This is a genomic window from Rudaea sp., from assembly GCF_047601565.1.
Lineage (GTDB): Bacteria > Pseudomonadota > Gammaproteobacteria > Xanthomonadales > Rhodanobacteraceae > Rudaea.
The window spans coordinates 3,656,350-3,682,296 of sequence record NZ_JASGIY010000001.1 but is presented as its reverse complement, the minus strand read 5'-3'; the positions used below and the strand labels follow the sequence as shown (position 1 = coordinate 3,682,296).

Annotated in this window: 23 protein-coding genes and 1 pseudogene; 8 read left to right on the top strand and 16 right to left on the bottom strand. The window is 66.9% G+C overall.

Annotated elements, in window-relative coordinates:
• Positions 1 to 42: 42 nt before the first annotated feature.
• Entirely contained in the window at positions 43 to 291 is a 249-nt protein-coding gene (locus QM741_RS16360) for a hypothetical protein (RefSeq protein WP_415208699.1), read from the top strand.
• 139 nt (positions 292 to 430) lie between these two features.
• Here QM741_RS16360 and QM741_RS16355 read toward each other — a convergent pair whose 3' ends face one another.
• Positions 431 to 1,741 carry an amidohydrolase family protein gene (locus QM741_RS16355; RefSeq protein WP_415208698.1) on the bottom strand — a complete coding sequence of 437 codons (1,311 nt, stop codon included), beginning with the start codon at positions 1,739 to 1,741 and terminating at the stop codon, positions 431 to 433.
• 170 nt (positions 1,742 to 1,911) lie between these two features.
• Here QM741_RS16355 and QM741_RS16350 point away from each other — a divergent pair.
• The 3 genes and pseudogenes from QM741_RS16350 to QM741_RS16340 form a co-directional block, all read left to right on the top strand.
• Positions 1,912 to 2,217, top strand: a pseudogene (locus QM741_RS16350) (ECF-type sigma factor); the annotation flags it as partial.
• 4 nt (positions 2,218 to 2,221) lie between these two features.
• The gene (locus tag QM741_RS16345; protein WP_415209151.1) at positions 2,222 to 2,458 is read left to right on the top strand and encodes an ECF-type sigma factor; all 237 of its coding nucleotides are present in this window, start codon (positions 2,222 to 2,224) and stop codon (positions 2,456 to 2,458) included.
• On the top strand, positions 2,455 to 5,424 hold the full coding sequence (locus QM741_RS16340) for a tetratricopeptide repeat protein (protein WP_415209150.1): 2,970 nt from the start codon (positions 2,455 to 2,457) through the stop codon (positions 5,422 to 5,424). The genes QM741_RS16345 and QM741_RS16340 overlap by 4 nt, the downstream gene beginning before the upstream one ends.
• A 24-nt stretch (positions 5,425 to 5,448) precedes the next feature.
• Here QM741_RS16340 and QM741_RS16335 read toward each other — a convergent pair whose 3' ends face one another.
• Positions 5,449 to 5,901, bottom strand: a complete 453-nt coding sequence (locus tag QM741_RS16335; RefSeq protein ID WP_415208697.1) for a hypothetical protein — start codon at positions 5,899 to 5,901, stop codon at positions 5,449 to 5,451.
• A 196-nt stretch (positions 5,902 to 6,097) separates the two neighbouring features.
• Between QM741_RS16335 and QM741_RS16330 the strand changes: the two genes are divergently transcribed.
• Positions 6,098 to 6,517 carry a hypothetical protein gene (locus QM741_RS16330; RefSeq protein WP_415208696.1) on the top strand — a complete coding sequence of 140 codons (420 nt, stop codon included), beginning with the start codon at positions 6,098 to 6,100 and terminating at the stop codon, positions 6,515 to 6,517.
• 70 nt (positions 6,518 to 6,587) lie between these two features.
• Here the strand turns inward: QM741_RS16330 and QM741_RS16325 are convergent, their stop codons facing one another.
• The 14 genes from QM741_RS16325 to QM741_RS16260 form a co-directional block, all read right to left on the bottom strand.
• On the bottom strand, positions 6,588 to 7,295 hold the full coding sequence (locus tag QM741_RS16325) for a DKNYY domain-containing protein (RefSeq protein WP_415208695.1): 708 nt from the start codon (positions 7,293 to 7,295) through the stop codon (positions 6,588 to 6,590).
• 36 nt (positions 7,296 to 7,331) lie between these two features.
• The gene (locus tag QM741_RS16320) at positions 7,332 to 8,018 is read right to left on the bottom strand and encodes a hypothetical protein (protein WP_415208694.1); all 687 of its coding nucleotides are present in this window, start codon (positions 8,016 to 8,018) and stop codon (positions 7,332 to 7,334) included.
• Between the two features lie 26 nt (positions 8,019 to 8,044).
• The gene (locus QM741_RS16315) at positions 8,045 to 8,785 is read right to left on the bottom strand and encodes a hypothetical protein (RefSeq protein ID WP_415208693.1); all 741 of its coding nucleotides are present in this window, start codon (positions 8,783 to 8,785) and stop codon (positions 8,045 to 8,047) included.
• A 156-nt stretch (positions 8,786 to 8,941) separates the two neighbouring features.
• Positions 8,942 to 9,769, bottom strand: a complete 828-nt coding sequence (locus tag QM741_RS16310; RefSeq protein ID WP_415208692.1) for a hypothetical protein — start codon at positions 9,767 to 9,769, stop codon at positions 8,942 to 8,944.
• 71 nt (positions 9,770 to 9,840) lie between these two features.
• A complete protein-coding gene (locus QM741_RS16305; protein ID WP_415208691.1) occupies positions 9,841 to 11,478 on the bottom strand; it encodes a hypothetical protein in 1,638 nt (545 codons plus the stop codon).
• 41 nt (positions 11,479 to 11,519) lie between these two features.
• Positions 11,520 to 12,770: a hypothetical protein gene (locus QM741_RS16300; protein WP_415208690.1), complete on the bottom strand. Its 1,251-nt coding sequence runs from the start codon at positions 12,768 to 12,770 to the stop codon at positions 11,520 to 11,522.
• Between the two features lie 113 nt (positions 12,771 to 12,883).
• Complete coding sequence (locus tag QM741_RS16295; RefSeq protein ID WP_415208689.1) at positions 12,884 to 14,455, bottom strand: hypothetical protein; 1,572 nt, start codon at positions 14,453 to 14,455, stop codon at positions 12,884 to 12,886.
• Complete coding sequence (locus QM741_RS16290) at positions 14,452 to 15,279, bottom strand: hypothetical protein (RefSeq protein ID WP_415208688.1); 828 nt, start codon at positions 15,277 to 15,279, stop codon at positions 14,452 to 14,454. The genes QM741_RS16295 and QM741_RS16290 overlap by 4 nt, the downstream gene beginning before the upstream one ends.
• Before the next feature lie 20 nt (positions 15,280 to 15,299).
• The gene (locus tag QM741_RS16285) at positions 15,300 to 17,903 is read right to left on the bottom strand and encodes an Ig-like domain repeat protein (RefSeq protein ID WP_415208687.1); all 2,604 of its coding nucleotides are present in this window, start codon (positions 17,901 to 17,903) and stop codon (positions 15,300 to 15,302) included.
• 108 nt (positions 17,904 to 18,011) lie between these two features.
• Complete coding sequence (locus tag QM741_RS16280; protein ID WP_415208686.1) at positions 18,012 to 18,638, bottom strand: hypothetical protein; 627 nt, start codon at positions 18,636 to 18,638, stop codon at positions 18,012 to 18,014.
• A gap of 29 nt (positions 18,639 to 18,667) precedes the next feature.
• A complete protein-coding gene (locus QM741_RS16275; protein WP_415208685.1) occupies positions 18,668 to 19,009 on the bottom strand; it encodes a hypothetical protein in 342 nt (113 codons plus the stop codon).
• 17 nt (positions 19,010 to 19,026) lie between these two features.
• Entirely contained in the window at positions 19,027 to 19,572 is a 546-nt protein-coding gene (locus QM741_RS16270; protein WP_415208684.1) for a hypothetical protein, read from the bottom strand.
• A gap of 55 nt (positions 19,573 to 19,627) precedes the next feature.
• Positions 19,628 to 20,119, bottom strand: coding sequence for a hypothetical protein (locus QM741_RS16265; RefSeq protein ID WP_415208683.1), 492 nt, complete (start codon positions 20,117 to 20,119; stop codon positions 19,628 to 19,630).
• A gap of 70 nt (positions 20,120 to 20,189) precedes the next feature.
• Positions 20,190 to 21,260, bottom strand: a complete 1,071-nt coding sequence (locus QM741_RS16260) for a glycerophosphodiester phosphodiesterase (RefSeq protein WP_415208682.1) — start codon at positions 21,258 to 21,260, stop codon at positions 20,190 to 20,192.
• A gap of 275 nt (positions 21,261 to 21,535) precedes the next feature.
• Between QM741_RS16260 and leuS the strand changes: the two genes are divergently transcribed.
• The 3 genes from leuS to holA all read left to right on the top strand — a co-directional run bounded on the left by leuS (position 21,536) and on the right by holA (position 25,937).
• On the top strand, positions 21,536 to 24,274 hold the full coding sequence (leuS, locus tag QM741_RS16255) for a leucine--tRNA ligase (protein ID WP_415208681.1): 2,739 nt from the start codon (positions 21,536 to 21,538) through the stop codon (positions 24,272 to 24,274).
• Between the two features lie 5 nt (positions 24,275 to 24,279).
• Positions 24,280 to 24,786, top strand: coding sequence for an LPS assembly lipoprotein LptE (lptE, locus tag QM741_RS16250; protein WP_415208680.1), 507 nt, complete (start codon positions 24,280 to 24,282; stop codon positions 24,784 to 24,786).
• A 128-nt stretch (positions 24,787 to 24,914) separates the two neighbouring features.
• Positions 24,915 to 25,937 (top strand): DNA polymerase III subunit delta, encoded by a 1,023-nt coding sequence (gene holA, locus QM741_RS16245; protein WP_415208679.1) that lies wholly within the window; start codon positions 24,915 to 24,917, stop codon positions 25,935 to 25,937.
• Positions 25,938 to 25,947: the final 10 nt, after the last annotated feature.

Sequence of the window (25,947 nt, the reverse complement as noted above, 5' to 3'; positions counted from 1 at the left end):
GGACATGCGGCGACCCGCAACCCCAACGAGAGAGGAACGGTCATGTCTCCGGATCACGTACACGCCTTGGACAAGAAGATCTCCGCGCTCAGCGACGCGCTCGCCAGGCTCGGCCGCGGCACCACGCTGGCGGAACTGCTCAAGATCATCCGCCAGCCCGGCTGGACCACGCCGGCCGAGTTCTCGTTCGCGGTGGCGTTGATCAACGCCCTGCACGCGCACATCGCCGAGATCGAGACGTTGCAGGGCGAACTTCTGGCTGCGAGCAAGTCCGTCGGAATGCGCGGATGACGCGATGCAGGGGCCCCGCGGCCATGGATGGCCGCCGCCGTGGGTTCAGCGTCCGGCCGTGCTGCGACCGGGGGCCGGATCTCGCGTGAAGCAGCCGCGCAGGGTATTCGTGCGTTCCGCCCGTTGCGGGCGGCGCGTTCTACTCGTACCGCTCGCCGGCCTTCATCACGAAGCGGACTTTCTGCAGCAGCGTGACATCGTCGAGCGGATTGCCTTCGACCGCGATTACGTCGGCGAACTTGCCCGGCGCGAGGCTGCCGAGGTCCTTTTCCTTCTTCAACAGTTGCGCGGCGTGCGTGGTCGCCGCCTGGATGACGAACATCGGCGGCATGCCGGCTTCGACCATGTACTTGAACTCTTTCGCGTTCTCGCCGTGCGGGTAGACAGCCGCATCGGTGCCGAACGCGATCTTGACGCCGGCCTTGTAGGCCTTGCCCGCGGTGGCCTGGATGATCGGGCCGACCTGCTTGGCCTTCGCCGCGACCTGCGGCGGGTAGTAGCCCGGCACGTTCGCCTTCTCCTCGACGTACTTGCCGGCGATGATGGTCGGCACGTACCAGGTGCCGTGCTCCTTCATCAGTTTCATGTCCTCGTCGTTCATGAAGGTGCCATGCTCGATCGAGTCGACCCCGCCGATCACCGCGCGCCGGATCGCCTCGGCGCCGTGCGCGTGCGCGGCGACGATGAAGCCGTAGTCGTGCGCGGCGGCGACGACGGCCTTGATCTCCTCGATCGTCATCTGCGCGTTGTCGACGCTCGAGCTTTCGTCGAGCACGCCGCCGGACGGCATGATCTTGATCACGTCGGCGCCGTCCTTGTAGTGCTGGCGCACCGCCTTCCACGCGTCGTCGACGCCGTTGATGATGCCGACCTTCGGGCCGGGGTCGCCGGCGAGATCCTTGCGGTAGCCGTCGGTGCCGTCGGCGTGGCCGCCGGTCGAGCCGATCGCCTGGGCGGCGGTGAAAATGCGCGGGCCGGGTACGATGCCGGCGTTGATCGCATTGCGCAGCGCGATCGATTCGCCGTCGTTGTCGCCGAGATTGCGCACGGTGGTGAAGCCGGCGTCGAGCGTGCGTTTGGCGTAGACCGTCGAGCGGATCGCGTAGTCGGCGACGTTCCAGCGGAACTGGTCGGTGTAGCCGGTCGGGCTCGTTTCGCCGGTCAGGTGGGTGTGGCTGTCGATCAGCCCCGGCAGGCAGGTGCTGGTCGCAAGATCGATGTTCTGCTGCGCACCAGCCACGTCGGCCTTGCCGGAGCGCACTTCCCTGATGCGCGCACCTTCGATCACGATGGTCGATTCGCCGAGCAGCTTGCCCGCCTCGGTGTCGATCAGGTGGCCGCAATGGATCGTCTTGATTTCGGCCGACGTGGACAGTTTGTCGGCTTCGGCGCCGAGGGCGGGCAGCGTGAGCGCGAACGCGACGGCGGCGGCGATGGGCAACGGGCGCATGGGTTTCTCCGGTGGAATTGCCGAATGCTAGTCGTTATGCGCAGCGGAATCCATGGCAGTGGAATCCATGCCCGCCAGGGCGGGCGCTTGTTGCCGCCGTGGCCGGCTTCTATAGTGACTCGTGGCTGCGTCGAGCGTGCGCGGCGCGGTTCGAGGTGAAACGGTTCGCGATGAACAACGAAGCCCACACGCAGGGAACGGATCCCGCAAGCGACTTGTTTCCGCTCGTTTACGAGGAATTGCGGCGCATGGCGCGCAGCCAGCGCCGCGGCGCCGGCAGCCCGGCGACGCTGGATACGACCGCGTTGGTGCACGAGGCCTATCTCAAGCTCAATGCGGTCGAGGCGGCGCGCGGAATCGACCGCGCGCACCTGCTTTCGCTCGCCGCCCGTGCCATGCGCCAGATTCTCGTCGACCATGCGCGCAGCCGCTCGCGCCTCAAGCGCGGCGGCGACTGCGCGATCACCGGGCTGCGCGACGATGCCGCCGCGTCGGGCGAGGTCGTCGACCTCGTCGCGCTCGACGCGGCGCTGTCAGAATCTGGCCGAGTTCGATCCGCGCGCCGGCCGCATCGTCGAGCTGCGCATCTTTTCGGGCCTCGACATCGCCGAGATCGCGCGCCTGCACGATCTCACCGAGCGCACGGTGTTCCGCGACTGGCGCCGTGCGCGTGCGTTCCTCGTGCAGCAGCTCGGCCTCGCAGGCGCCGCCGGATGATCGCGGACGGCCAACATTGGCGGCGCGTCGCCGAGGTGTTCGACTGCGTCGCCGATCTCGCGCCGGAACAGCGCGGCGCGAGGCTGGCCGAACTCTGCGCGGACGATGCGACGCTGCACGCGGAAGTCGAGGCGCTACTGCGAGCCGATGCCGTCGCCGCACGATTCGACCGCGACGTCGACTGCGCGCGCTGCGCGGCGGCGAGCGCCTGGCAGGGCGATGTGCAAACCGAAGCCGCTGGACAACGCATCGGTCCGTGGCGCGTCGTGCGCGAACTCGGGCGCGGCGGCATGGGCGTGGTGCTGCTCGCCGAGCGTGCCGACGGGCAGTACGAACAACAGGCCGCGCTCAAGCTGGTCAAGCGCGGCATGGACAGCGAAGCGATCCTCGCGCGCTTCCTGCGCGAGCGCCAGATTCTCGCGCGGCTCGAACACCCGAACATCGCGCGCCTGCTCGATGGCGGCGTCAACGCGGACGGGCGGCCGTACTTCGCGATGGAATACGTGCAGGGCCGACCGATCCTCGACTGGTGCGCGGAGCGGAATGCGAAGCTCGACCAGCGCGTCGAACTGTTTCTCGCCGTGTGCTCGGCGGTGCAGTTCGCGCACAGCCAGCTCGTCGTCCATCGCGACATCAAGCCGTCGAACATCCTCGTCACGCCGGCGGGCGAGGCCACGCTGCTCGACTTCGGCATCGCCAAGGCGATCGGCCAGGGCGACGCCGGCACGGCCACCGCCTTGTGGCAGGATCGCCCGCTGACGCCGGCCTACGCCGCGCCGGAGCAACTGCGCGGCGAACCGGTCACGGTCGCCACCGACATCCACGGGCTCGGCTGCGTGTTGTACGAACTGCTCGCCGGGCGGCGCGCGTTCGACGTCGGCGACACGCCGACGCTCGATGAACTGCAAAAACTGCTTACCGCGACCGCGCCGCGCGCGCCGAGCGCGGTCGCCGCGGCGGACGCGCCGGTGCCGGCGAAGGCCTTGCGTGGCGATCTCGACACGATCGCGCTCAAGGCGCTGCATCGCGATCCGGTACGGCGCTACGCGACCGTCGACGCGTTCGCGTCGGATTTGCAACGGTATCTCCATGGACTTCCCATTTCCGCGCGGCGCGACAACACGGCCTACCGCGTCGGCAAATTCATCGGCCGGCATCGCGCCGGCGTCGCCGCATCCGCCGCGGTGATTGCGCTGCTGATCGCGAGCGCGGCGTTCGCGTTCTGGCAGGCGCGGCTGAAGTCGCGCGAGGCGCAGGCGGCGCAGCAGGTGACGAACTTTCTCGTCGGCCTGTTCGCCGGGGCCGATCCCGAGCTGACCCAGGGCGCCAAGCTGACGGCCGCGGACCTGCTCGACCAGGGTACGGAAAAGTTGAATGCGCAAACCGACATCGGCCCGACCGTGCGCGCACGCCTGCTGCACACGATCGCGCACACGTACTCGTCGCTGGGACTTTACGAGCGCGCCGCGCCGCTGGAAGAACAGGCGCTTGCCCTGCGCCGTGCGCAGTTCGGCGACGCCGGCCTGGAGACGGCGGAAAGCGCGGACGAGTTCGGGCTGATCCAACTGAAAAAAGGCGCGTTCGACAAGGCCGATCCGCTGCTGCGCGAAGCCTTGCAAACGCGCCGGGCGAAGCTGGGTAAGGATGATCCGGCAATCATTTCGAGCCTCGGGAATGTCGCGTCGTTGCTGCAGGAGCGCGGAGATTTCACCGGTGCCGACGCGCTGCATCGCGAAGCTTTGGCGGCAAGCGGGCGACGGTTCGGCGAGGATTCCGCCGAAACGGCCGAGCGTCTGGATGCCTACGGCGCCAATCTCGACAATCTCGGCAAACGTCCCGACGCCGACGCCGCCTTCCGCCGCGCGCTTGCGATCCGCGAACGCAAGTTCGGCAAGGACTCGGCCGAAGCCGCCGTGTCGTTGCAGAACCTCGGCGTGCATCTGGACGACAAGGGCGAATATGCCGCGGCCGTGGACCTGCTCGAGCATGCGGTCGCGATCCGCACCCGCGTCTACGGCGACGGCCACCCGCTGACCGCGGCGAGCATGCTCGCCTTGTCGCAGGCATACAACGACAACAATCTCGCGGCAAACAAGGCGGCGGCCGTGAAGCTGGCCGAACAGGCGCTGGCGGTATTCCGCCGCACGCTTCCCGAGGATCATCCGAAGATCGACGAGGCGCTCAACGATCTCGCCGTGCTGAAATATTCGCGGCGCGATTTCGCCGGCGCCGCGGAGTTGCTGCGCGACGCGCTGGCGCGATCCCGGCGGAAATTGGGCAACGACCATCCGCAAACGCTGGGCGAGCAGAACGATCTGGCGGCGGTGATCATGCACGATGGCCAATATGCACAGGCCGAACGGCTGCTGCGCGACGTGCTCCAGCGCCCGCAGGCGGACGACGGCCGGATTTCCGTGGTCCAGTCCGAGCAGAACCTAGCGACGACCCTGCAGATGCAGGGCAAAACCGCCGAAGCGGTGGCCTGGACGCGCAAGGCGGTGGGGCTGCTGGCGATGCAGGAAGGCGCATCGGCCAATCTCGCGATCGCGCTGCGCCAACTCGCCACCGCCGAAGAACTGGACGGCCAGACCGCTGCGGCGGAATCGGATTTCCGCGCGATGCTTGCGCTGGGCGAGTATTTCTCGGCGACCAAGGGCATCGATCATTTCAACTGGCAACTGGCCTGGGCCGATTTCCTCGTCGGTCAACATCGATGCGCCGAGGCGATGCCGGCCATCGAAATGTCGTGGAAGGAGCTGGCCCACGCGAATGAGAGCAACGACGTCCGCAAATGGCAGGCGGTATTGCTCAAAGGCTTGTGCCAAACCTCGATGGCGGACATCGCCGGCAAGCGCGACGGCGAGAAATCGGTCGGCGAGGCGCTGAAGAAATTGCACGAGTTGCCGGGCAGCGAAGTCGACGCCGATGCGGTCACGGCGAAATATCTGCTCGACAAGCGCCGGTGACGCGCGCGGCCGAATCTCCGCGCGCTACGTCGGGTTGCCAGCCGGCGGCGCGGCAAGCGAAGGCGTTGCGGCATCGGCTGTCTTGGCCGGTGCGATGAACTCGCGCGCCTTCTGCGTCAGTTCGCGGAACTTGGCCGACATCGATTCGAGCCGGGCGCTCCATTCCGGATTCGGCGTCTGGCCCTGCGTGATCTTGTCGTAGACCTGGATCAGCGCGACGGTCGCGAACGGATCGATCAGCGCGGCCTTCAGGCTCAGCGCCGCGACCACGGCGAGCAGCAGGGTGACGAATCCGGCGTGCACGTGGAACAGGCCGACCGCGGCGGCGATCGGCGCGGCGACGAGGAACAGGATCAGCAAGGTCAGGCCCCAGACCAGGAAGGTCAGGAACACCGCGTTCTTCAGCGCGCCCTTCGCGTTCTGCGCGTAGAGCACGGTGCAGTCGCGCGCGACCGCCCACGGGTTGTCGCCTTGCACGCGCAGGATTCTGCGCGAGGATGACCTGGTCGAGATGGCTCAAGCCCGTATTGACGATCGCATCGACCAGTTTGACGATGGCGTCGAGTCCGGGAATCGGCAGCATAGATGCGATGCTCAGCGTAAGGCGGTTGAACGCTTTCAAAATTCCGCGGATCAGCTGGTTCAGGCCGAATAGCATCGACGAGGTCGCGAAATGTTCCTTGACGATGCCGCTCGCATAGTCGATCTGGCCCTTGCCACCTGGCACGGGCTTGCCGTCCATCAATTCGACCAGCACGGCGATATGGCCGGCCTTGACCATGTAGAGCAGGTATTCGCGCGCCCACCACAGCAGGCCGCTGACGACGCCGAAGCCGATCAGGCCGCCGAACGCCGCGCCGCCTCCGCCGCTGCCACCGATCTTGCCGAACAGCGCGCCGAGGCCGCCACCGACGCCGACGGCGAGGATGTAGGCGAGCGTGATGCCGACGTAGACGACGAGGCGCAGCAGCAGGAACGGCGTCGTGCGCGCGAGCAGGCTCAGGATTTGTCCGGTTTTGAAGTCGACCATGGGAGTCACCGATGGGTTGGGGTTGTGGGCAGGGGATACAGGAAAAGACCGACAGTCCGATAGCTTCGGCGCGTGATTCCCGCTTTCGCGGGAACGACGTCACGAACAAAGGCTCCCGATGTTCGATCAGGTTTCATTGCGGGAAGAATCGGGGATTGCACGGCGTCGGTTTGCCGGAACTGTAGCAACGGTACTTGTCCCGCGCGCAGATGTTGCACGGGCTTTTGGGCATCTCGAACGTCGCCGCATCGGCATCGCGGATCACTCCGAAGGTCGACGAGTACGCCTGTACATCGTCCTTCGCGTATTCGTAGCCGAGGACGCGGAACGACCTCGGATGCGCGCCCGGAAGTCTGACGCCGCGTACATAGGCGCACTGGTTGTCGATGGCCCAATTCCTCGAATCCAGTTCGTCCGCAACCCGGTGAAACGAGGACGCATCGCAAACATGCATCGGCTCGCCTTGCATATAGACGTCGTTCCTGTCGCGGGCGTAGTTCGGATCGATGACGACGAACGAAGCCGGGTCGGCATGCGCGATCGGTTTGTGGCTGTAGTACACCTGCGCGTCGTCCTTGGCATAGTCCGGCGCGATCACGACGAAGCTCGCGGCGTGCGCGCCGGAGATGGCTCCGGATCCTCGATACGCGCGGTTCTTGTCCACGGCGTAATAATTGCCCAGGTCGCGGAAGCTGGCGATGTCCGCGCCCTGAACGAGGGTCTTCACGGTTCCCTGTCCTTCGTTCGCCGTCACGAAAACGATGTGGCCGTCCTCTTGCTGATAATCGCCGCCGCAGGCGCAGACGAGCAGGCAAAGCAGGATGACGATGCAGGGTTTCATGTCACTTGAGCGAGTAGATCAGGCAGTCCGCGGCGCTCATTGCTGCGGCCCTTGGAAATGCCAAAGCGAATCGAAGCCGCGACGGAAGTACCACGCGAGCGCAATCAGCCAGGCCAGATTGAGCGAACCCCAAAGCCAGTCGTGCGTGATGACCAGATGGAAGAAGAAAATGATGATCACCAACGGCGCCAGCACGACGATGCCCAACGGCGCCGTGCGTCGAATGAACAGTGCGCCGCCGCCGGCCAGACACGCCAGGCAAAGCAGGGGATCCATGAACCCGGTTTCCGACAAGGCGCGCTCGAACGGCGTGGCCGCATTGGCAATGTCTTTTGCCCAGTCGCCGAGTATCAACCCAAGCGCACCGACGCCGAAGTAATACAGCGCGAAGATCAGTCGGGCGGCAACGGCAAGATGGGTCATGGACGAAACCATGCTGATACGATCTGCTGACAAAAGCTCTTGAGCCTGGTTCGATTCATCGATCTGCAAAAGCGCCCCCTTCAGTCGCTTCGCGACAGCTTCCCCCGCAAGCGGAGGAAGCGAAGATTTTCCTTCCCCTGCGCGCAGCGCGGGGGGGGGGCGGAAGGGGGCGCTTGCCTGCTCTTCTTCGTGTCGGCGTCTTTCGATCTGCTTTGTCGACCGATCGTATAAGCACGGCCGAAGCCCCGGTGCGCAAGCCGGCGTTGAGGCGACTGCAACGGCTGCGAGAGGATTTTTCATGCGACCTCCGCGAGAGAACGAAGAAATCAGCTCACCAGCGAGCGGGCGAACTGCATCCATACCTGCGTCTTGGCGAACAGATAAGTCAGGTGTTCGGAAAGCAGGAAGATCGGCACGCCCCAGGCGAAGGCCGGGTGCAGGCGCCGATGCCGGATCGTGTCGATGACCGGGCCGGCGAGCACGCAGGCGTCCCAGGCCAGAAACACGCTTGTCGCGTCGGGCAGGAAATCGAAGCGCGAGATCGGCGGGCCGAGCAGGCACAGCGTCGCGAGCAGCATCAGGCGCTTGTGCCAGTCGCCGCGCTTGCGCAGCGCGATCGCTGCGGCGACGAGGCCGCCGAATACCAGCAGAATGACCGGGTCGAAGACGAGCAGAACCAAGTAGAATTGCGCCGTGCGCGAGTCCGGGTCCGCGTGCACTTCGCGCACGGTGCCCGTGAACGTGGTGCACAGGCCGACGACGACGATCAGCACGGCGAGCACGGCGCCGAACAAGCCGAGCCGGCGATGCAGGCCGATGCGGCCCGTTGCGGCGAGCAAGGTCTGGGTCAGGAACAGCGCGATCCACGCGGTCATGATCAGGCCGTGCGCATGCACGAGCAGGGACAGCGGCGGCGTGCCGAACCAGGCTTTCAGATAGTAGGTCGGCGCGAAGCCCGCGAACACGATCGCGGCCACGGCGACGGCGGCGGCGAGGAAAAATCGGCGATCCTCCGAACCGTGCCGGGACATCGAGGGAGGACGTGCGGCGGATGTGGCGGTGTTCATGGCCGGTCTCGCGGTGCTCGACCGATGCAGGTTGCGCGCGGCACAATGCCGGCGGCCGCTTGTCGACAAGAACCGTCGCGAGCGCAGACGAGCCTGCCCGGCAGCATGACGATGCGCGATTTCATGGCGTTCTCCCCGGCGAGGCCAAGCGGCTTTTCATTCGATGGTCCAGTCCGCGGCGTCCGCACCCGACTGGTTGAAGCGGATGTCGATCGGATACGTCTTGCCGGCGCAGGTGACCAGCCATTTCTCGCGCCAGACTTGCGCGCCGGCCGGGCCCTGTGGCTTGGCGACGACGTAGGGCTGACGGGAGTCGATCTTTTCGCAGCCCAGCGTCGCGGCTTTTCCGGCAACGCCCTGCATCGCGTCGCTGATCAGCTTCGGGTTCGCCAGCGAGCCTTTCTGGATCGTTCCGGGCGGCAGCGCGTCGGCGGGAGCCTGCGCGGCAGCCGGGGTGGTCGGCATCATCGACGACGCATCGAGCTGCATGAGCTTCTGCTCGACATCGGCGCCGTTCTTGTCGAGCCAGCGGCTCATCTCATTGCCGACGGCGTTGCCGTGGATGGTGTGCATGTAGATCATCTCGACGCCTTCGCCGCCGACCAGGACGTAGCGCGACGCGCCGAATTGCAAGGCGTCGGGACTCGGTATCACGACGGCCATGAAATGCTCGGCCGGCTTCTGCGCCGAAGCGGGAACCGAGTTCGTGCGCACGATCGTGGCCTTGGTGTCCTTGAGTTTGCTCAACGTCCGGTTGGCGAGATCGGCGAGGGCTTCACCATCCTTGATCCTGGACAAGACGAGCAGCGTCAGCACGTCGGCCGACGGCGGCGTCTGTTCGGCGGGCGTGAAGTCGTATTCATTCCCGCTCGTCCGCGACAGGCGATACGTGGTGCCGCGGAATGTCACCGTCGGCGCAGGCGAATCGGCGACGGCGCTCGTGGACGCCAGAGCCAGCGCAACGAAGATCGCGAAATTTTTCATGCTCGTTGCTCCCAAAAAAAACGCAGGTTCATCGTCTCTTGAAGGCCGCATCGCAGGTCTGCCGGAGGCGGCTATTTCCCGGCGCAGCCCTCCGGAATCTGCTGGCGCAGGTCGACCAGCGGAATCATGTCCTTGAGGCGAACGATAAAGCCCGACGCGGGCACCGGATCGACGTGGACGAGGCCGAGGAAGAAGTTGATCACCTTGGCGACGACCTTCGGAATCGCGTAGCCGATGCCGCCGCCGAGCTGCATGCCGAACGTGCCCTGGCGGCAGTCGACCGCCTGCGAGGCCTGCTTCAGCGCGGTGATGCTGGAGATCAGGTTGACGTAGGGCCCGGCCGCGAAGCCGAGCGCGCCGACGCCGACGAGCAGGCGCTGGTCGATCGCGAACACGAGCGAGTTGATGCCGACCGAGACGCCGCTGACCGCGGCGGCGAGGTTGTTCTTCAGCGTCATCTGCAGCGGCGGGATGTTCCAGCGGCCGTTGACGTAGTCCATCAGGATCGCGCCGTTCGCGCTGAAGTCGCCGACCGCGTGCAGCACGGAGGTCTTCGCGCTGAAGCCGCTGCTCAGGTTGAGGCTCTGCTGGAACATCGCGGTCAGCGGCACGCCCATGCCGCCGAGCGGGATCGTGAGGTCGACCGGGACGACGCCGATCTCCTTGAGGTTGGCCTGCATGTCCTGCGCGGCCAGCGCGTCGAAGCCGAGCGAGAAGCCCACGCCGCCGCGCAATTCGACGTGCGCGTTGACCGAGCCCGAGTTGATGCTCAGATGAAAAACCAGCGTCGGGTTCTGCAGATGGAAGATCGCGTTGATCCATACCTGCACGCCGTTCTTCTTCTGGTACAGCTTCAGGCCGAGGCCGCCGCAATCGAACGAACACGCGTACATCTGCATGCCGTTGACCATGTCGACCGTCGGCGGCGGCGCCTGCGCGGCGATGTCGCCGAAGCCGGGCGGCGCGCCCGGAAAGGCCGCGCCCGGCACACCGGGCACAGGTACGTCGGTGTGGATGAAGCGCGGCGCGGTGCCGTCTCGTCCGATCGCCGGCAACGGCGTCCAGGTGCCGTTCGGTTCGACCACGTAGTAGTCGGCATGCCGCCACATGCCGACGTCGCCGATCGCGGCTTGTCCGTCCTGAGGCATCTGGTTGGCCGTGGCCGAATTCGGCGCGCCGGGATAATCCGGCACGGAATAGACCACGAGCGAATGCAGGTCGAGCGGCTGCTCGTAGCTGAAGTTGCCCTGCTTGACGAGGTCGGTGATTTGCACCGGTCCGAGCAGCAATTTCACTTCGTTGTCTTCGCGCGCGACCGACAGTACGCGGCCGACACAGCGGCTCGTGGCGAAGACGATGTCGCCGGTCTTGAGCGCGGCGACGTGCGCATCGCTCGCGTCGAGCGCCCAGCCGATGCCGTCGTTCGCGGCGGCGCGCACGAGCTTGTCGCCGTTCTCAAGCAGGACGATGCCGTCTTGATAGACGACGCCGGGCGCGCGTTTCGGCGCGATGCCGTATTTCAACTCGGTCGGCGAAAGATCGCCAGGCTTGAGCGCCTGTCCGACGACGACCGGCGCGCCCGCGACAAAGCCGTCCCATGTGGCCGCGGCCTGCGCTGCCTGCGTAGCTGCGCCCGGCGGCGCAGGCGCGTGCGAGCCGCATCCCGTCAGCACGCACAGCGTCGCCGCGAATGCACCGGCGATTCGCACAACGCGCTGTGCCCGGCGCCGTTGCGGCGACACGCCGGCGTTCACGCCTGCGTCGCCTTCTTCATGATGACCACGGCGGTCTTGCCGGTTTTCTGATCGCGCAGGATCAGGATCATGCGCGGGTCGTGCGCGCGGTCGGTCGGCTGGAACATCGTCAGATGCGCTTCGCGCATCCTGTTCAAACCTTCCTGCGCGCCGCGCAACTGCATGTTGGCGATCTTGCCGAACATGCTGTCGAGCGGCGTGCCCTGGATGCCGGCATCGCCGTTCGCACTATGCTGGCCGGCCATCATGCCTTTCATCAGGATTGCCATTGCCGCGGCCTGGCCGCCGCCGCCGGGTTGTTGGGTCTTCTCCATGTCTTTCGCGAGCTGGTCGAAGTCGGCGGCGGGCTTGTCGGTCTGCGCGATGTTCTGATCGACTTCCGCCGCGGACGGCGCGGCCTGCATCTGCCACTTGTCCTGCGGAAGTTGAGTGCGATACCACGCGGCGACCGCGTCGGGCGCGTCGTTGGTCACGATCTCGGCGACGGTCGCATTGCCGTCGGCGACCGCGCCGCCGGGCGGTATCGTCATCGCGCTCGCGACCTTGTCGACGCCGCCCGCGTAGTGCGGCAGACCGCTGCGGTCGTAGCGGAAATCGCGCGCGGCGACGATGCGGCTGCCGGGCGTGTCGGGCCGGAGCTTCATGTCGGGCATGTCGTCCGCGATGCCGTCGTCTCCCGCGCCGCCCGGCGGCACGCCGCCGCCGCCGGAAACGGGTGGCGCATTCGCCTCGACCGGCGCGGAACTGCCCTGTCCCGGCGGAAGTTTCAGCTTGCCGTCGCCGCCGCCGCCGCCGTCGAGATCGTTTTCGCCTGCGCCGCCGCTGGCGTTGCCGTCGCCGCCGCTCGAAATCGTTTTGCCGCTCGCGCTGAAGTCGCCGCCGCCGGAAATCTCGCCGTTGCCGCTGCCGCCGCCGTTGAGCGTCGCCGGAGCGCCGCTGCCGTTGATGCTGCCGCCCGCGCCGACCACGCTGCCGTCACCGCTGCCCTTTGCGCCGATTTGCGCGGGCGCACCGGACGCGGCCGGACTGCCGCCGCCGCCCCCGGCACCGCCGCCTGCGCCGCCGCTGCCCGCAGGCGATGCCGTCGCTGCCGGCGGCGGACATGCCGGCGGCGTGAGCGGCGGCCGCATCAGCAGCGCGACCAGATAACCGAGCAGGAAGGCGAGCACGAGCGCGATCAGCCAGACCAGGTCGCGCTTGAGGGTCGAAGGCGGCCGCGAAGCCGGTGCGGGCGCGGCGGTGTTCATGGGATGGTCTCGCGTTGGCTGTTCGCGCAGTTGGGTGCGATCGATCGCTGCGGACGAATGTCGATTTGGACCATGCCGGCTCTCGCTTGTCGTAAGTGGGTGGAACTGGATTTTCAGAACACGATCAGGTCGAACTCGCCGTCGTCGCGGCCGATGTTGTCGATGGAGCACGTCGTCTTCGGCGGATACTTGCTGTAGTCGGTGGTGCAATTGAGCACGTAATGGCTGAAGGACAGGCCGATCACGTTGGTCGATTGCGGGCCTACCGCGACCGAGTAGTCCAGCGTCATCGGGGTGGCCGCATAGAACCGGTCGTCGACGCGGAAGCCGAAGTCGATGGTGACGAGTCCGGTGGTCGGCTCGCCGTAAGTGAAACCGCAAGGCGGGACGCTGGCCTGGTCTGCCGGCAACTGCGAATTGAAACAGCTGATGATGCCGCTGCCGCCGAGATTGACCGGTTTTGCGTGCACCATCGCCTTGACCCAGCCGTTCTGGCTGCGCGCCTGCTGCACCGGGCCGTCCGTCGCCATGCCGTAGCCGGAGTCGCTGTGCCCGTAAATGCCGGGTCCGGTCTGGGTCGTGCCGAATACCCCGTTGCCGTTCGCGCTGATGCCGGCGATGCCGTTGTTGTAGCCGTCGCCGAATCCGGCCACGCCGCTGGTGTTGCCGGTGGGATTGCTGGTGTGGCCGTGGATGGCGTCGTAGCCGGTGCTCTCGCCCCAGATGCCGGCGCCGGCGCTGGTGCCGAATACGCCGCTGCCGCTCGTGCTGATGCCGGCGACGCCGTTGTTCTTGCCGTCGCCGAACCCGGCCACGCCGCTGGTGGTGCCGGTGGGATTGCTGGTATGGCCGTGGATGGCGTCGTAGTTTTTGCTTTCGCCCCACACGCCCGCGCCGGTGTTGCTGCCACCGAACACGCCGGACTGCGAATCGCTGTCGCCGTGCACGCCGTGGTAGGTTGCACTCGTACCCCATACGCCGTAGTAGTCGTGGCTGTCGCCCCACACGCCGGCGGCGCCCGATTGCCCGCTCCTGCCGGCCGCGACGCCCTTCACGCCGCTGCCGCTCGTGCTGGCGCCTTCGACGCCGTTGCCGGAGTTGCCGACGCCGAACACGCCCTTGCCGCCGCCGGTGTTGAGGCCATACACGCCGCTGTTGTGCAGCTGGCTGGTGAAGCCGTCGAGCGCATCGCCGCCGTCATTCGTGATCGCGAAGGCTGCCGCGCCGTCGCTGATCGTTGCCGCGTAGGGCAACGTGAATGCGCTTCCCGCGCCCGGCAGCGCGACGCAACCCCAAGCGGTGCCGCTCCACTGGGGCACCTGGTTCGTCGCGCAGGTCTGGGGTAACTGGTAGGTCGGTGCGACGGAGAACGTGGAGCCCGACAACGCCAGCCCCGTGCCGGCGGAATAGCCCGCGGGCGAACCGCCGCCGCCGCATGGCCCGAGCAAACCGGCGCCGTTCATGCACAGCGCCGAGGATTGCGTGGTCGCGCCGGGTACGCCCGGCAACGCGACCGCACCGGACTCCTGCACGCGCAGGCGTTCGTTCGTACCGCTCGCGTCGGTGACGACGAAGCCGCTGCCGGCGGCGGGTTGCACGATCACATCGGCGGCAAGCGCGAGCGTTGCGCCTGCGGCGAGAAACGCGGCGATGGCGAACGCGAATGGACGGGTGCGCAAGATCATGGGATTTTCCTGTCGTCGATGTCGAGCGGATCGGCGACGCGGCGATACGCTCGCCGATCGCGGTTCGTTGTGGGCTGGGCGAGGCGCCGCCGGGCGCCGAATGCGGCCAGCAACGCGGCGAGCAGCAGCAGGGCGCAGCGGCCGAGCGCGGGTGCGGGCACGGCGGTGTCGCCCGCCGCTCCGCCGCTGCCGACAGCGTCGAACCAGTGCGTGAGGTCGCCGCCGTCGATTGACTGGTACAGCGACGGCGCGCCCGGCGCGATCGGCGTCGCGCTGGCGAGGTTGTCGCGCGCATCGACATAGGCGACGGTCTGCGTCGCGCCCGTGGCGAGCGCGAGCACGCCTTGCCGGCCGGCGGCGCTGCTGGCGATGCGCAGCAACCGGCCGGCGGCGCCTTGCAGGGTCACGGCGTGGGCGACGCTTTGCGCGAGGCCGACCGGAAAGACCACCTGCTTGCCGGCGCTCGTCGCGATCGACAGCGCGTAGAACGCGTTCGCGCCGCCGAAGGTCGAGGTGCCGCTACCGCAAGCGTCGCCGACCGCGACGCCGCCGGTGCCCGGCGCGAACGCGCCGGCATTGGAAAAATCGCCGCCGAGCGAGAGCGTGCCGGCGCCGAGCGCGAATGCGCCGCCCGCGAGCGAGAAATCCGCCAGGTTGGAAAGCGTCGCTGCGGTGGCGTCGGCCGTGCCGTTCACGTCGAGATTGCCGCAGCCGAAATCGACCTTGGCGTCCGCGAAGTGCACGCTGGAACCGCTGCCGACGATCACGCCGGCATGGACGATCGGCGACAGCAGCGCGGCGACGATGATCGCAATGCGAAGCATCGGAGGATGCGTGACCGTGTTCATGGCCGCGAAATTTTCGGCCATGCCCGCCGGCGCAGGCCGGCGAGCGCCAGCAGCAGTGCGAGCAGCAGCGTGGCGAAGGCGCCGAGTGCCGGGGCGGGGGATGCCGATCCGACCGACGCGGCATTGACGGCAAGGTCGAGCGTGGCGTTCGAGGCCGCGTAGATGCCGTCGCCGGAGTAGGTCGCGGTCACCGAATAGCTGCCGCTGCCGGCGAAGGTGATCGCGCATGCGCCCGTGCTCGTGGTCGCGCTGGCTGCGGCGAGCGCTGCCGTGCAATTCAGCGCGCCGGCGCTGACGACGACCGTGCCGGTCGGCGCCGGAGCGCTCGATGGATCGACGCTGACATTGAACGTCACCGGCTTGCCGACGATGGCCGGATTCGGTGCGGCGGCGAGCGTGGTCGTGCTGGCCAGCAATGGCGCGGGATTCACGAGCAGCGTGGCGCTCGCCGCGACGGTGTTGTCGTCTTCCCCGCCGATGATGGAGGAATCCGGCGGCGAGGTCGTTTGCGTGTGCAGCGCGCCGGCCGCGATCGTATCGATGTAGCTGCCGGCCGCTGCCGCCGTGACCGCGACGCTGGCGGTGCAACTGCCGTCGGCCGGAATGGTCGAGGTGACGCTGCCCGATGAGGCGTTGGACACATCGATCGAGCTGCCGCCCGGCGCGGCGGTCACGGCGGCGTCGGGGCAGTTCGTCGTCGCGGCGGACGGATTGGCGACGACGAGGCCGGCCGGCAGCGTGTCGGTCAGGCCCGCGAGCAGCAGCGGCGTGGCGTTGGCGTTGGCGAGCGTCAGCGTCAGCGTGCTCGTGCCGCCCGCCGCGATCGTCGACGGTGCGAAGGCCGCCGCCACCGTCGGCGGCACCGGTGCGACCACGGTCAGGTCGGAATCCGATTCGGTGACGTTGTTGCCGGCCGACGTCTGCAAATCGTTTTCATCGATGATGAAGCTGTACGGCCCGCCGATCCCCGCGGTCGCGTAGAACGTCACCGTGCAACTGCCCGACGCGGGGATGGAACCGCCGGTCAGGATCAGGTCGCCGGCCAGCGTGCTCGCGCTGCCGCAGGTATTGCCGACATATTCGAATGCGCCGCCGGCCGACATCACTTCCGTGGGAATCTCGATCGTCAACTGGTCGATCGTGGCCGCCGTCGCTGTGGCATTGCTCAGCGTTGCCGTGACCACGTCGCTTGCGCCCTTGGGAATCGTCGCTGCATCTGGCGAGAGCGTCGCACCGACGACGCCGACGCTGATCGGGATCGCGGTTGCGTCCGACGGGTCGTAGACCGTGTCACCGCTATACGTCGCGGTGACGTTGCACGTCGCCGCGCCGCAGTCGGAGATCGGCAACGAACAACTGCCGCTGTTCCTGCGCGCGGCGGGCGCGTCCAGCGTTGCCGTGCAACTCGACGTGCCTTCGCTGACGAGCACGGTGCCGGTCGGCGGGACACTGGGCCCGCCGAGGGAGGCCGTCGGCGAGGTGACGACGACGCTCGCCGTCACCATTTGTCCGATCACGCCGCCGTTGGCGTCGAGCGACAGCGAGGTCGCGCTCGGTGCGCGCGGCGGCGGCGCGGCGCCGATCGCGATCCGGCTTGGGTACGCGCCCGCGGCCAGGGTCGCCGTCACCTTGAAGCTCGCGAGATCGACGACCGAGACCGAACCGTGCGTGGCGCCGGAAACCGGATCGGTGTTGACGACGTAGGCCGTGCTGCCGTCGGCGCTGAGGGTCACGCCGAACGGATTGGGGCCGACGTCGATCGGCGTGCCGACCGCGGCCGGGGTTTTCGAGAAGTCGATCGCGACGAAGCCGCCGATCGTGTTCATGCCGCGGAACAGGCTCGCATACACGGTGCTGCCCGACGGCGCGGCGGCGAGGCTTTCCGGGCCGGTCGGCACGCTGGCGGTCGTCGTACCGCCCGAATTCATCGCCAGGATCTGCGTAGTCCCCGTATTGTTGATGTAAAGGGTATTGCCGTCCGCCGACAACGCGATCTGGTCCGGCGACGCCGCGACCGGAATGGTCGTCACCGACGGCCCTGCCGTGCCGACGATGCCGATCGCGTTCGCATTGCGGCAGGCGACGTAGAGGACGCTTCCGTCCGCGCTCAGGGCGACGCCGCTGGCGCCCTCGCACAGGGAGACGTCCGCCGTGACCTGCGGCGCCGTGCTCGAGCCGACGTCGACGATGTAAACCGAACCCTCGCCGAAGTTCGCGACGTATGCCGTCTTGCCGTCGGGCGACAGCGCCATGCCGCCGAACGGCGCGGAGCCGATGGCGACCTTGCCGAGCACGGCCTGCGGCGGATTCGGGTTCGCGTCGGTCGCATCCGGGTCGAGCACGAGCAGGTAGCCCGCGTTGGCCTGGGCGCCGACGGCGTAGAGCCGGCTGCCGTCCGGCGCGACGGCGAGGTCGGCGACGAGGTAGACGCTGTCGATGTTGCCGAGCGGCGCCGGCGTGGCGCCGGACACGTCATAGGCGACGACCGGTTGGCCGGTGACGTAGGCGCGCTGCGCCACGGCCGCCGACGACGCGGCGAGCAGCAGACCGCAACACGCAAACCGGCGCGCGGCGCGCCGTTGCCTCGATGCCAACGCCATGAACCGCCTCCTCGTCGAGCGCGCCGTTTGCGGCGCTGTCGCAAGGGTTACGTCGTTCGGCGGCGTTTACTGACGCGTCTTCGGAAAAAATGCCGCGCTTTGCTTCGCTCAGCCGCCGCGCGCGGCGAACGACTTGTTGCACAGTGCGCCGAGCTTCTTCGCCAGTTCCTCGCCGCGCGCGGGCGTGATCGCCTTGTCGCCGTCCGCGCCTTTCTTGAAGTGCAGGTCTGCCAGGCACAGCGTTTCGCCCTTGATCGCGATCGTGTCGAACTCGTTCATGCCGGGCACGTTGGAGTCGTGCACGTCGAACCACATCGCCTTGTCGCCGACGCCGGACAACGGCGCGCCCTTGGGGTCGTGCAAGCTCGTCAGAGTCTGGTACGTCTGCTTGTTGTCGCCCTGCATCGGCGGCTTTGCGTGGATCGAAAAGTCGATGAAGGCGTCGCTGCCACCCAGTCCGCACCCGTTCTCATCCTCGCCGAGCGCGGCGTTCATCGCAGAGCGGTTCAATGTCGCCGGGCCGGTAAAGATGTCGGCGGCGTCGCGCGCGGAGAAGTCCGTTTCGCACGGCGTCGGCGGCGCGTTCTTGTCCTTGTTCGTCAGTGCGGTGGCGAGCGCGGACGCGGTGGCGGCATCCTTGGCGTTGGTCGCCGCCGACGCGGCGACGTCGGCGGGCGTGTTCTTCGAGCAGCCGGCCACGAGCAGCAGCGCGGCGATCAGGACTTTCGCTTTCATATGGCCTCCGTGGGATCGAGGTGCGTGGTTCAGCGGCCGAACATTCCGCCCATCGAGGCGATGTACGTGATCAGCGTCTTGCCGTCGTGCGGAGTGATCATGATGTTCTTGTCGGGGCAGGCGTACTTCGCGCTGCCTTGCGCCGTCTGGTGCGCGCAATTCTTCGGCAGGCGTTCGCCGTACCAGGCATCCACCCTGGCCACGGGGTCGGCGGTTTCCAGTTGCGACAAAGGGCCGCCTGCGGGTACGCCCGGCGTCTTGTTCGCAGCGCCAGGATAGACCGGGACGCTTTCGCCCGCGGCGAGCAGCGGTGTCGCGGCGCTGCCGATCAACAGGACGAGAATCGACGAAAGGATCGGGGTTCGGTTCATGTCGGGTCTCCCGGAAGTCACGGTGCGGGCGGCTGCACGTTGGCGTAGTCGTAGCGGATCTCGCGATGGCTCTTGCCGAGCTTGCCGCCGACGTCCATGTCGACGGTCTGGCGCAGCGGCAGGCCGCTGCCGCTCGCGATCCAGATTTGCGTATCCACGGTAGCGGCGTCGCTGGTCTGGTGGACGCGGTAGAGCGCGGCCGGCTGGCCGTCGACGGCTTCGTCGCCGGTGCGCGTGCAGGTCATCTTGACGTTCTCCTCCTTCCACGCCTGCGCGGTATCGGCCGCTTCCTGCTTGCCGTCGTAGGGGTATGAGCTCCACTTGCCGCCGACCTGCAGATAGCGCATGCCGGCCGTCTCGATCGCCTCGCTGTGCGTGATCCGATGGTTCTTGTAGGCGGCGGTTTCGGTGATGTACATATGTTTCGGCGTTGTGGCGGCTTTCGTCTGCGCGTCGATCAGGGCATCGCAATTTGCGCCGCCGGCGGCATGGGCAACGCAAATGGGCGCGCCGAAAAGCAGCGGAAGTGTCGCGAGCATCGGTATCGGCAATGGGCGAAGCATGCTGGGTTCCTCGATATGGGCATTTGCGCAAGCCCCGCTCCGGGGGCGCGGCGGTTCAATGGCCCTCGGCTTTCTCGATCGGCGAGCCCGGGTGCGGCGTCGGCGACAGCGTGCGTCCCGGCGGAATCGGCTGCGGATTCAGTGCTGCCCTTCCGGGCGGAACCGGCTGCGAATTGATCGCGTTCTTACCGCCGACGAAGATGATCCCGTGCGTATTCGATGCGCTGCTCGCATGCTCGATCGGAAGGCCGGGTTGGGGCTTGAGCTTGCTGCGGTCCTGCTGCATCGGCGTTTGGGAATGCGGCTGGGCGGCATGTTCGATATTCGGATTGATCGGGCCGTTGTACCTGGCCACAGACGGTTTCGGTGCCGGGACGCACCGTTGCGGATGCGCTCTCGCGGCCGGGATCGAAGGATCGTATTTCGGATCGGGCATCGTGCCGGGCGGGCAGGCGTGGGTCACCGAAGCGGCGAGCGCGATGCAGAACAGGACCGACGACGCAGTGGCGTATGCCGGGCAGGAACGGAAAGAAAGCGACGACTTCATGACGAACTCCGGTGCGCAAGGACCCTGCACAGGGGTTACGTCATTTCATGCCGATCACTGACAGATTATTTCAAGGTCGGCGCGTGAGCGCGCGGCGCCCGAGCGCGGGATCGTCGGTGAAGAAACCGTCGATGCCGGCGTCGAGGTAGGCGCGGATTTCCGCGACGGCGCCGACGTCGTTGCGCGTGGCCGGCGTACCCGGTGTGTGCAGATCGCCGGGCAGGAATTCATTTTCGGGGCGAAACGTCCACGGGTGCACGAGCAATTTCACTGCGTGCGCGTCGGCGACGAGTGCGGTCGGTGCCGCGAGCTTGCCGTCGGCCGTGCGCGGAATCACCGAAAGCTTGTTCGGGCCGATCGCGTCGGCGTACTTCGCGATTGCGGCAAGCCCCTGCGGCTGCATCATTTGCGCGTAGTCCAGCGGCTGCTTGCCGGCGACGCAATCGTAAGGCCGTTCTTTCGATTCGCCGAGCAACTGGATCAGCTTCACGCGCGGCGCGAGGTCGCCGAGTTTGCTGCGTAGGTATTCCAGGTTGCCGATCTCGAACGACTGGATGAACAGCGGCGCCGTCTTCGCGGTGTAGTCGTGCCTGCGGATCGTAGCGAGCACGACGTCCTCCATCGGCAGGCCGATGCCCTTGAACCAGGTCGAGTGCTTGATTTCGGGATAGATGCCGATGACGCGGCCGCGCTTTTTCGATTCCGCGGCGACGAAGCCGATGATCTCGTCGAAGGTCGGCAAGGCGAACTCGCCGTCGAATTTCGTATTGCCGGGGCGCAATTCGGGCAGGCGTTCGCGCGCGCGCAGGGTTTTCAGCTCGGCAAGGGTGAAATCCTCGGTGAACCAGCCGGCGACCGGCCGGCCGTCGATCGTCCTGGTCGTTTTGCGCGCGGCGAATTCGGGATGCCTGGCCACGTCGGTCGTGCCCGAGATTTCGTTCTCGTGCCGTGCGACGAGCACGCCGTCCTTCGTCATGACCAGATCGGGCTCGACGAAGTCGGCGCCGTCCTCGATGGCCTTGCCGTACGAGGCGAGCGTGTGTTCCGGGCGCAAGGCGCTGGCGCCGCGATGGCCGAGCACGAGGACTTTGTCCGCCAGCGGTTTGGCGGGGGATGCGGCGTCGGCGGTGGCTGCGGTCATGCAGGCGAGGGCGATCAGAATGGCGAGTCGTGGGCTAAGCATACGGATAGATATAGTGCCGGTGCATGAAAGGAATGCGTCATCCCGGCAGGGATTGCCGGGATCCAGTGCCAAGGATGGTACGTTGCAATACATCGAAACGTTCACCTCCCTGTGACTGGATTCCGGCAGTCCCTGCCGGAATGACGAGCCAGGAAATTGGCGCCGAACGCCCTGCTGCGCTACCCTGCGCGGCCAGCCAACGGCGCGCGGACGCGCTTTTTTCGATTCTTCCCATGCAAGAACAAGAACACATCTACGAGCCAGCCGCCGTCGAAGCCGCGGCGCAGAAATTCTGGAACGACACGCGCGCCTTCGCGGTGAAGGAGGATGCGGCGAAGCCGAAGTACTACTGCCTGTCGATGCTGCCGTACCCGTCCGGCGCGCTGCACATGGGCCACGTGCGCAACTACACGATCGGCGACGTCATCAGCCGCTACCAGCGCATGCTCGGCAAGAACGTCTTGCAGCCGATGGGCTGGGACGCGTTCGGCCTGCCCGCGGAGAACGCGGCGATCAAGAACGACACCGCGCCGGCGAAGTGGACCTACGCCAACATCGACCACATGCGCGCGCAGTTGCAGACGATGGGCTACGCGATCGACTGGTCGCGCGAGTTCGCGACCTGCCGGCCGGACTACTACGTGCACGAGCAGCGCATGTTCGTGCGCCTGTTCAAGAAGGGGTTGGCCTACCGCAAGAATTCGGTCGTCAACTGGGACCCGGTCGACCAGACCGTGCTCGCCAACGAGCAGGTCATCGACGGGCGCGGCTGGCGCACGGGCGCGCTGGTCGAGCGGCGCGAGATTCCGCAGTGGTTCTTGAAGATCACCGATTACGCCGATCAATTGCTCGACGGTTTGGACAAGCTGCCCGGTTGGCCCGACGCGGTCAAGACGATGCAGCGCAATTGGATCGGCCGTTCGGAGGGCCTCGAAATCCATTTCGGCGTCGAGGGCGAAAGCGAACCGTTGACCGTGTTCACGACGCGGCCCGACACGCTGATGGGCGTCAGCTTCGTTTCGATCGCGCCCGAGCATCCGCTCGCGCTGAAGGCCGCAAAGAACCATCCGGAGCTGGCCGCGTTCATCGAGGAATGCCGTCACGTCGCTGCGTCCGAAGCTGCGGTCGAAACCGCCGAGAAGAAGGGCGTCGACACGGGCCTGCACGCGATCCATCCGATCAGCGGCGAGAAGCTGCCGATCTGGGCGGCGAACTTCGTGCTGATGGGCTACGGCACCGGCGCGGTGATGGCCGTGCCGGGCCACGACGAGCGCGACTGGGAATTCGCGACCCAGTACGACCTGCTGATCAAGATGGTGATCGTCAGCGATGCGGTGCGCGACGCGATCACCGAACTCGGGCGCGAGGCCGAAGGCAACCAGGATGCGATGTCCGCCGCGCTCGGCCAGAGCCGCGCGATCGACGTGGTCGAGGCGCCGAGCGCGCTGAGCATCGTCGAGGAATTCGAGAACCGGATCATCACCGAAGGCGCGTACACCGAATACGGCACCGTGGTGAACTCGGGCGAGCTCGACGGCAAGAACTACCGCGAGGCGTTCGACTATCTCGCCGAGAAACTACAGCGTGAAGGCAAGGGCGCGAAGCGGATCAACTACCGCCTGCGCGACTGGGGCGTCTCGCGCCAGCGCTACTGGGGCTGCCCGATTCCGATCGTCTATTGCGCGAAGTGCGGTGCGGTGCCGGTGCCCGAGGATCAGCTTCCGGTCGTGCTGCCCGAGGACGTGCAGTTCATGGGCGTTCAATCTCCGATCAAAGCGGATCCCAATTGGAGAAAGACCACGTGCCCGCAATGCGGCGGCCCGGCCGAACGCGAGACCGACACGTTCGACACGTTCATGGAATCGAGCTGGTATTACGCGCGCTACACCTCGCCGGGCGCGGCGACACAGGTCGACGAGCGCGCCGACTACTGGCTGCCGGTCGACCAGTACATCGGCGGCATTGAGCACGCGATCCTGCATCTGTTGTACTTCCGCTTCTATCACAAGCTGATGCGCGACGCGGGCCTCGTGCATAGCGACGAGCCGGCGACGAACCTGCTCTGCCAGGGCATGGTGATCGCGGAGACGTTCTACCGCGAAGACGCGAACGGCAACCGCGACTGGATCAATCCGGCCGACGTCGAGATCCAGCGCGACGACAAGGCGCGCATCGTCGGCGCGATCTTGAAGAGCGACGGCAAGCCGGTGTCGATCGGCGGCATCGAGAAGATGTCGAAATCGAAGAACAACGGCGTCGATCCGCAGGCGATGGTGGCCAAGCACGGCGCCGACACGGTGCGCCTGTTCTCGATGTTCGCCGCGCCCCCCGAGCATTCGCTCGACTGGCGCGAGGCCGGCGTCGAAGGCATGGCGCGTTTCCTGCGCCGCCTGTGGCGCGACCTGCATGCGCATGTCGCGCAGCCCGATCATCCAGCTGTTGATCCGTCCGCGCTCAGTGCGGCGCAGAAGACGTTGCGCCGGCAGATTCACGAGACGATCGCCAAGGTCAGCGACGATTTCGGCCGCCGCCTGTCGTTCAACACCGCGATCGCGGCGGTGATGGAACTGCTCAACGCCGTCGGCAAGTTCGACAACGATCCCGATCAGAGCCGGAGCGACCAGGGCCGCGCCGTGCGCCACGAGGCGTTCGAGGCGATCGTGCTGTTGCTCAATCCGATCACGCCGCATGTCAGTCACGCATTGTGGATCGCGCTCGGCCACAAGGACGCGGTCATCAATGCGCCTTGGCCAAAGGCCGATCCCGCTGCACTGGCGAAGGACGCTGTGACGCTCGCCGTGCAGGTCAACGGCAAATTGCGCGCGCAGATCGACGTCGCGGTCAACGCGGCGCGCGAAGAGATCGAGAAGACGGCGCTCGCCGACGAAACCGTCGCCAGGTTCGTCGCCGGGCAGGCGGTGAAGAAAATCATCGTCGTGCCGGGCAAGATCGTGAATATTGTCGTAGGATGAAGCGCATGCAGACGATCGTTCGTTTCCTCACCGTGTTCGCCGCGCTGTCGCTCGCCGCGTGCGGTTTTCACTTGCGTGGCGAAGTGAAGCTCACGCCGAGCCTGCAGCGCGTGATCGTGACCAGTTCCGATCCGGCCGGTCCGCTCAGGCGCAGCGTCGAGGACGCGATGAAGCGCGCAGGCGCCACGATCGCGCCCGCAGCGGGCGAAGGCGTCGCCGAGATCCGCCTGACCGGGGTCGGCATCCAGACGCTGGTCGGTTCGGTCGGCGGCAACGCGCGCGTGAACGAATTCAACATGGTCTATCACGTCGAACTCGAAGTCGTCGACGGCAGCGGCAAGACCGCGCTGCAAAAGCAGCCGATCGAGCAGATGCGCAGCTTCACCTTCGACCAGACCCAGGCAATCGGCACGGGCGCGGAACAGGACGTGATCCGCCGCGAAATGGAGCGCGACATGGCCCAGGCCGTGATGCGCAAGATCGACGTGCTCGAACGCCGCCTCGCAAAGTGATGGCAAGGCGAAGAAGAAATCCAGCCGCAAAGAGCGCAGATGGCACAAAGAGGATTCCAGCTGCATTTGTGCGTTTTGCGCTCCGTGCGACCCACGACTTCGCTGCTTTTCGTGTTTCCTAGCCAATAATGCCGACACCGTTGCCCGCGCTGCGCAAGCAACTCGCAGCGGGCGAGCTGAAGCCCGTCTACCTGCTCGCGGGCGAAGAACACCTGCTGCTGCTCGAGGCCGCCGACGCGCTGCGCGCGCGTGCGCGCGAGCTCGGCTACGTCGAGCGCGAAGTGTTCGACGCGGAAGCGAATTTCGACTGGAACCAGCTTGCGCAGAGCGCAAGCGCGATGAGCCTGTTCGCGACGCGCAAACTGATCGATCTGCGCCTGCCGAGCGGCAAGCCCGGCAAGGAGGGCAGCGCGGCGATCGTCGAGTATTGCGAGAATCCGCCGCCCGACACGGTGCTGCTGATCACCGCGACGCAATGGTCGAAGGCGCACGAAACGAGCTGGGTCGCCGCGGTCGAGAAGGCCGGCACATTCGTGCCGCTGTGGCCGCTCAAGCCGAACGAACTGCCCGACTGGATCGTGCAGCGCATGGCTATGCGCGGGCTCAAGCCGACGCGCGACGCGATCGATGCGCTGGTCGAACGCATCGAAGGCAATCTGCTCGCGGCCGCGCAGGAGATCGACAAGCTCGCGCTGCTGCAGGGAGACAAACCGCTCGATGCGGCGACGCTCGAAGACCTCGTCGCCGACAGTGCGCGCTTCGACGTGTTCAAGCTCGCCGATGCGGCGCTCGCGGGCGACTGCGCACGCGCGTTGCGCATCCTCGCCGGCCTGCGCGCCGAGGGCGAGCAGCCCGTCGCGCTGCTCGGCTGGCTGCTGAATCAATTGCAATTGCTGGCTCGCCTGTCCAACGCGCGGGTCAATCTCGCCGCCGCGTTCAAGGCCGAGCGCATCTGGCCGGCGCGCGAGGCGGTCTACAGAAAGGCGCTCGCGCGCGCCGATCGTACGCACTGGGACGCCTGTCTGGTCCAGGCCGGCCGCGTCGACCGCATCGGCAAGGGCCGCGGTGCGGGCAATGCCTGGCTCGAACTCGAACGCCTGCTCGTCGCGGTCGCGCAGCCGCGCGCGCGGCTGCTGACTGCGCAGGATTGAAAGGCGAGAG